Origin of the sequence: uncultured Microbacterium sp., from assembly GCF_963521695.1 — a bacterium.
In the GTDB taxonomy this organism is placed as follows: domain Bacteria; phylum Actinomycetota; class Actinomycetes; order Actinomycetales; family Microbacteriaceae; genus Microbacterium.
Genome location: NZ_CAUQWC010000184.1, coordinates 1 through 6,976, shown reverse-complemented (window position 1 = coordinate 6,976; position 6,976 = coordinate 1). Strand labels below are relative to the sequence as shown.

The following is a 6,976-nucleotide window of genomic DNA, read 5'->3' as shown; positions in this document are numbered from 1 at the left end:
GCGGCTACCCGGTGCTGCGCATCGGCGTCACCGACATCGAGCCGGGCACCGAGGCATCCCTCGAGATCCAGGACGTCTTCACGGTGACCGTCTCGGAGCTGCACCGCCTCTCGAACGAGACTCTTCCCGCGGTGTTCGGCCCGACGATCGCGGAGCCCCCCATCTCCGGCGCCGCCGCCACGGAGTCGGTGGCCTGACACCCCTCCGCGCGGCCCTTCCCGAACCGACGACGAGGGCAGCGCCGGGCACCGCACCGGTGCCGCACCGCCCCACACCCCGCACCGCACCGCCCCGCCCCGCACCGCTCCGGCCGCCCCGCACCGCTCCGGCCGCCGGCGTGGGGTCAGTCGCGCCGTGGGTCGATCATCGTTATGCCGGCCGGTGACGCGGTGTCCATGGTCGCCAGCAGCTCTGCCGCTTCGCCGAGGCCGACGACCCGCTCGATGAGCTCCTGCGGGCGCAGGGCGCCGCTCTCGATGAGCGACAGCATCTCGGGGTAGTCCACGGCCGCCATGCCGTGGCTGCCGAGCAGGTCGAGCTCCCACGCGATCACGCGGGCCATGGGCATGGCGCTCATGCCGTCGGGCGTGGGCAGCAGGCCGATCTGCACGTGACGACCCCGTCGGCGGAGGCTCAGCACGGCGTCGCGCGCCGTCTGCGCGCTGCCCACCGCGTCGACCGAGACGTGGCTGCCGCCGCCGGTGAGCTCGTGGACGGCAGCGGCGATATACGACCCGTCGGCCACGAGAGTGTGCTCGGCGCCCAGCCGCTGCGCGGCCTCGAGCGCTGCCGGCGTACGGTCGACGGAGATCACGCGGGCCCCGAGGGCCGCGCCGATCATCACCGCGCTCAGGCCCACTCCACCCGCGCCGACCACCGTGATCCACTCGCCGGCCTGCACGCGCGCGCGGCCGGTGAGTGCGCGGTACGCGGTGGCGAAGCGGCATCCGAGGGCCGCCGCCGCCTCGAACGAGACCCCGTCGGGGATGCGGACGACGTTGGTGTCGGCGGCGCGCAGCACCACCCGCTCGGCGAACGAGCCCCACTGCGTGAAGCCGGGCTGCTGCTGGTCGGGGCACACCTGCGCGTTGCCGCTCAGACACCACTCGCACGCCCCGCACCCCATGACGAAGGGGACCGTGACACGATCACCCACCTGCCACCGCTGAACGCCGGCACCGACCTCGACGATCACGCCCGCCAGTTCGTGACCGGGGACATGTGGAAGAGCGACGTCGTCGTGCCCGACCCAGGCGTGCCAGTCGCTCTTGCACAGCCCCGTCGCGAACACCTCGACGACCACGCCGCTCTCCGGGGCGCTCGGCGCCTCGACGTCGCGCACCTCGAGGGGTTCGGCCAGGGCATCCATGATCATCGCGCGCATGGCATCCATTCTCCCGCCCCGGCCCCGCGGTCACGTCGCCGCCCGGCATCGGGAGGAAGCGCGCTCGCCACGCAGCAACCCGCCCCGGCCGCGGAAACGGTCGGGGCGGGTTGCGAGGGCGGGAGAACGAGGCGTCGGGTCGCCTCACCCGCCGGTCAGCTGCAGCTACGCGCCGTGAACGGCACGCTCTGCTCTCCCTTGGCGCCGTCGACCGACGTCGACACCGTGACAGCGCCGGCGCCGATGGAGGCCGCGCGCGTCGCCTGCGCGACCGAGGTGGTCGAACCGGGAGCCATCGCGGTCAGGGTCTTGCGGCCCCACTGCGAGGCGACCTCGACGGTCGCGGGCGTCGACTCGTCGTTGCGCACCGTGGTGACCAGCGTGACCTTTCCGGCGATGCAGCGAGAAGTCACCGTGGTGGTGGCCTTCGGTGCCGCAACACCCTCGGGAACGACGATCTCGGGGATCTTCAGGTACGAACCCGGGGTGGCGAACGTCAGTCGGAGGCCGGTCGCGGCCACCTGGGTGAACGCCAGGGTCGTCTCGCGACCGTTCGTCACCGTCGGGGCGGTGCCGGTCAAGGTGACCGGCTTCCACTCGTTGGAGGTCGTGCGGTACTCCGCGGAGACGCCCGTGACCGAGCCCTCGATGTTGGTGAACTGCACCTTGTCCAGACGGTGGGTTGCGGTCGTCTCGAGCGTGAAGGTCGCGGAGTCCTTGAACCCGGCGTCGGTCCACGTCGACCACTGCGTGTTCTGCCGGCCGTCGCAGGCGTTGCCCGCGGGCAGGGTCGCCCACTTGGTCTGGGAGAAGGATGCCGACACGGTGGCGTCGGCGCCGCGGCAGACGTTGGCGGCCAGGGCGTTGCCCCAGATCTCGACCTCGGCGATCGACTGCCACGTGTTCGCCTCGCTCGTGAGGCGCAGCCGCAGGGCGGAGGACGCCGGCAGGCCCTTCCCGTCGAGCGTGGCGACGGGCGCCACCGCCGCGGCATCCTGAGCGAGGGTGACGGCAACGGTCGTGTCCTGCCAGGCGCCGGCGGCGTCGCGGTACTGCACCTGGATGCGCGACGGCCAGGTCGCGGTGGCGCCGTCCTTGTAGGTGTACACGGCGAGGGAGTCGAACGTGCGGTTCGTCCCCCAGTCGAACTGGAGCCAGCTGTTGCGCGGGTAGCCGTTGCCCGTCCAGTCGTCCCAGCCCTTGCCGGCGCGGTTGCCGTCGGTGATCGTGCCGACGAGGTCGTTCCGGCTCGAGGCCGTGACCGTCGCCTCGGGGGCGATGTTGGCGATGCCCGGCGTCGTCACGGTGATCGTGCGCTGGAAGGTGCGCCCCACCGTGAAGTTCGCGTCGGCGGCGAGGGTGCCGGTGAGCTTCTGGGGTCCGAGCACGCTGGTGTCGACGGTGCTCCAGGTCACGGCGACGGCGGAGGCGGTGCCGTCGGTGTCGACCGACACGGTGCTGGGCAGCTGCGGCGCCTGACCGCGGAGGACCGTCGTCGGCAATGCCGTGGTGACCTTCCACGTGCCGTGGCCGAAGCCCTTGTCATCCCAGTACGAGGCGTCCCACCCGGTGCCGTAGCGCGCGGGGTCCTCGGCCGCGGGGTTGTGCATCTCGAGGCGACCGTTCTCGCCCACCGTCAGCGGCAGCCAGACGTAGGTCGAGTCGGCCTCGCCCTCGTTCCAGCGATCGCCCATGTAGATGAACTTGCCCGGCTCGAGCTCGAAGACGTTCGTGGTCTGGGAACCGAAGGTGGAGCGGCGGACGTCGCCGACCGACAGCAGACCGTCGCCACCGTCGGGGATGCTGCTGTAGTAGGTGTTCTCGTGCGCGTCGCCGACCTGGACGCCGCGGATCCACGTGCCCATCAGGTCACTCGCCGTGTAGTACGTCTGCGGGTTCGGTGCCCAGCCGGTCGCTCCCGAGGTGACGACGCTGTAGGTGCCGTCGCGCTCGAAGATCGCCGGCGCCTCGAGGTGACCGCATTCCTTGACGATCTGGAAGTCCTCGCCGCGCACCGGCGCCTCGGGGGTGCCGTCGGCGAAGACGTAGGGGTAGCGGCCGTCCTCGGAGTACTGGTTCACGTCGAGGGTGTCGGTGCCGGTGGTGTGGGTGACGTTCGTGTACGAGTCGTCGAGCTCGGCGACGTAGAGGGAGTAGTTCTCCTCCGACGAGTAGGAGATGTACGCCTTGCCGTCGTCGTCCTGGAAGACGGTCATGTCGCGCGCCTGGCCCGGCACCGCGTACTGCGTGCACGCCTGGTAGTTCGCGCGGTTGGGCATGCGGTAGGCGCCGGTCATGCGGAAGGGGCCCGCGGGGGAGTCCGACACGGCGACGGCGGCCATCGAGCGGGCGTAGGTGCTCCCGCCGGGCTCGGTGCGCCCGTCGGCGTGCCACCACATGACCCACTGGCCCGTCTTCTCGTTGTGCAGCACCTTGGGTCGCTCGAAGATCGCGGTGTAGTCGGACTCGCGCGTCGAGTTCAGGTGGTAGGCGAGGGCATCGATCTTCTCGGTGCGGGGCTGGCCGTTCTCGTCGAGGGTGTCGTACAGGTCTTCGAAGTACGGCGTCAGCAGGTCGTCGCGCGTGCTGATGCTGCGCAGGGCGTCGCCGAGGTTGGTCCAGTTCTTGGCATCCGTCGACCGGTACACCGCGACGCCGGGGCTGTTCCAGTAGCCGTTGGTGCGGTCTTCGCCGTACCAGTAGTAGACGGTCTGACCGTTCTCCTCGGTCGTCACGACCTGGCCGCCGTGCGCCTGGATGTGCCGCCCGTCGGTGTCGTACCACTTCGGCTGGAAGTAGTCGGCGGCGCTCATACCGGGGTCGGCGAGGGGCTGGAATTTGTCGTAGGTCACGGGTGGATCGATCCGGGGCACCCCGTCGTTCGGGTTCGTCGGTACGCCCGTGGCGGCGACCGCTGCTAGCGGGGATGCCAGGGCGGCGGCCAGAACAGCGGCCGTTGCGGCCGCGAGGAGGCGGCGTGCGGTCAGGGGGCGTCGGTGCGTCATCGCGTCTGTTCCGATCCGCGCCGCGACGATGCGGCGCACGGGTGACCCGGGGGTCGGGGATGTTGACGTCAACACCCTACGGGGAGGTGCCGGCCCGCGTCCAGCCTCGTCTTGGCCGGCGCAGTCCGCCGGACCCTGTTGAGTGTCCAGGACGCGCCGCTGCGTCGTGTCGGGTGCGGCGTGTTGTGGACACTCAACGAGAGAGGGTGCTCACGGGTGTGGGGCATGCGTCGAGACCCGTTGAGCGTCCGAGACGCGCCGCTGCGTCGTGTCGGGTGCGGCGTGTTGTGGACACTCGACAGGGGGTGCTCACGGGTGTGGGGCATGCGTCGGAGACCCGTTGAGCGTCCGAGACGCGCCGCTGCGTCGTGTCGGGTGCGGCGTGTTGTGGACACTCGACAGGGGGCGCCCACGGGTGTGGGGCACGCGTCGAGGCCCCGTTGAGTGTCCAGGACGCGCCGCTACGCCCTGCCGGATGCGGCGTGTTTTGGACACTCAACGGGAAGGGCGGCGCAGCGGCAGGTGGGCGCGACCGACCGGTGGAGCGACCGGGAGTGAGGCTGGCGCGGCGTGCGGGGAGCGGACGGGCCTACAGCGCGTCGACCACCCGCGACGCCAGGCCCGCGTACGCGGCGGGCGTCAGGGCGAGCAGGCGCTGCTTCGCCGCATCGCCGATGTCGAGTCCGCGCACGAACTCGGCCAGCTCGGGAGCGCCGACACGGCGACCGCGCGTGAGGTCCTTGAGCAGCGCGTACGGGTCGGTGATCTGCGAGCGACCGGCGGCGATCTCGGCGCGCACCACGGTCTGGATGGCTTCGGCGAGCACCTCCCAATTCACGTCGAGGTCGGCGAGCAGCACGTCTTCGGCGAGCGAGATCTCGGTGAGGCCGCGCTGCAGGTTGTCGAGCGCGAGCAGGGAGTGACCGAACGCGACGCCGATGTTGCGCTGCGTCGTGGAGTCGGTCAGGTCGCGCTGCAGGCGGCTGGTGACGAGGGTGGATGCCAGGGTGCTGAAGAGTCCGCCGGCGATCTCGAGGTTCGCCTCGGCGTTCTCGAAACGGATCGGGTTGATCTTGTGCGGCATCGTCGACGATCCGGTGGCCCCGGCCACGGGGACCTGGGTGAAGTACCCGAGCGAGATGTAGGTCCAGATGTCGGTGGCGAGGTTGTGCAGGATGCCGCCGGCGTGACGCGCGCGGTCGTAGAGCTCGACCTGCCAGTCGTGCGACTCGATCTGCGTCGTGACCGGGTTGAAGCCCAGACCGAGCGACTCGATGAACTCCCGCGTGAGCGCCGGCCAGTCGACGTCGGGTTCTGCGGCGACGTGCGCCGACCAGGTGCCCGTGGCCCCGGAGAACTTCGCGAGGTACTCCCCGGCATCCAACTGGCGGATGACGCGCTCGAGACGCCACGCGAAGACGCCGATCTCTTTGCCCATCGTGGTGGGAGTGGCCGGCTGTCCGTGCGTGCGCGAGAGCATCGCGGCGTCGCGGTGCGCGACGGCGAGCTCGGCGAGGGCGGCGGTGACCGAGCGGAGCTTGGGCAGCCACACGCGCTCGACCGCGCGCTGCACGGTGAGGGCATAGGCGGTGGAGTTGATGTCTTCGCTCGTGCAGGCGAAGTGCGTCAATTCGGCGAGGCCGGTCAGGCCGAGGCTGTCGAGACGGTCGCGCACGAGGTACTCGACGGCCTTCACGTCGTGACGGGTGACGGCCTCTTTGGCGGCGAGCCAGGCGATCTCGTCGGCGCCGAAGTTCTCGTAGAGAGCACGGAGCTTCGTGCGCTCGTCATCGCTGACGGGAGAGGTGCCGAACAGCGAGCGGTCGGTCAGGGCGAGCAGCCACTCGACCTCGACCTCGACGCGGGCGCGGTTCAGGCCCGCCTCCGACAGGTAGTCGCCGATCTCGGACACGGTGGCGAAGTACCGACCGTCGAGCGGGCTGAGGGGCTGCGGAGGCAGAGAGGACACGGGTCTCCCGGGGGTCGCGCGAACGGATCAGCCCGCGGAACGGATGGCGGGCTCGAGCTGTCGGAACAGGGCTCGGCTTGCGCGTTCGATCATACCGAGCACCTCGTCGAACATCGGGGCCCCCGCGTAGTACGGGTCGGGTACGTCGAGGGTCTCGGCATCCGGAAGGAACGACTGCAGCAGCGCGATCTTGTCGGTGTCGTCGTCGCCCTGCGCCCAGCCGCGCAGCACCCGTTCGTGGCTGCGGTCGAGCGCGACGACGAGGTCGTTGCGGGTGAAGTCGGCGTATTGGAACTGCCGCGCGCGGTGTGCTGCGCCGTCGTAACCGAGGCGGTCGAGTGCGGCGATCGTGCGGTGGTCGGCGCGCTCGCCGACGTGCCAGTCGCCGGTGCCGGCGGAGGTCGACGAGACGTGGGCGCCGAGTCCCGCGGTCTCGGCGAGACGGCGGAAGACCACCTCGGCCATCGGCGACCGGCAGATGTTGCCGCTGCACACGAACACGACGCGGAAGGGCGCGTCGGCACTCGCGGTCATCCCTCCATCATGGCGGGGACGCGTCGTGTCCGCACCCGTCGATTCCTGGCGGAGCACGCCGAGCCGCATCCCGGACGACGGAGG

General features: G+C 70.8%; 5 protein-coding genes. 1 reads left to right on the top strand and 4 read right to left on the bottom strand.

Features of this window, described 5'->3' with window-relative positions; genetic code table 11:
- Nucleotides 1–197: hypothetical protein (locus RWP81_RS12685; RefSeq protein ID WP_314456633.1), on the top strand; the 197-nt coding region annotated here is incomplete at its 5' end.
- 146 nt (nt 198–343) lie between these two features.
- On the opposite strand, the gene RWP81_RS12680 is transcribed toward RWP81_RS12685, so the two are convergent.
- The 4 genes from RWP81_RS12680 to RWP81_RS12665 form a co-directional block, all read right to left on the bottom strand.
- Nucleotides 344–1,384, bottom strand: coding sequence for a zinc-dependent alcohol dehydrogenase family protein (locus RWP81_RS12680; protein ID WP_314456631.1), 1,041 nt, complete (start codon nt 1,382–1,384; stop codon nt 344–346).
- 155 nt (nt 1,385–1,539) lie between these two features.
- Nucleotides 1,540–4,389 (bottom strand): discoidin domain-containing protein, encoded by a 2,850-nt coding sequence (locus RWP81_RS12675; protein ID WP_314456629.1) that lies wholly within the window; start codon nt 4,387–4,389, stop codon nt 1,540–1,542.
- Nucleotides 4,390–4,978: 589 nt separating this feature from the next.
- Nucleotides 4,979–6,358, bottom strand: a complete 1,380-nt coding sequence (gene purB, locus RWP81_RS12670) for an adenylosuccinate lyase (protein WP_314456627.1) — start codon at nt 6,356–6,358, stop codon at nt 4,979–4,981.
- Nucleotides 6,359–6,385: 27 nt separating this feature from the next.
- The gene (locus tag RWP81_RS12665; RefSeq protein WP_243224378.1) at nt 6,386–6,892 is read right to left on the bottom strand and encodes a low molecular weight protein-tyrosine-phosphatase; all 507 of its coding nucleotides are present in this window, start codon (nt 6,890–6,892) and stop codon (nt 6,386–6,388) included.
- Nucleotides 6,893–6,976: the final 84 nt, after the last annotated feature.

Excerpts from the sequence above, each read along its gene's own strand:
- RWP81_RS12680 (WP_314456631.1), bottom strand. The coding sequence starts at position 1,384 with ATGCGCGCGATGATCATGGATGCCCTGGCCGAACCCCTCGAGGTGCGC.
- RWP81_RS12675 (WP_314456629.1), bottom strand. The coding sequence starts at position 4,389 with ATGACGCACCGACGCCCCCTGACCGCACGCCGCCTCCTCGCGGCCGCA.
- RWP81_RS12665 (WP_243224378.1), bottom strand. The coding sequence starts at position 6,892 with ATGACCGCGAGTGCCGACGCGCCCTTCCGCGTCGTGTTCGTGTGCAGC.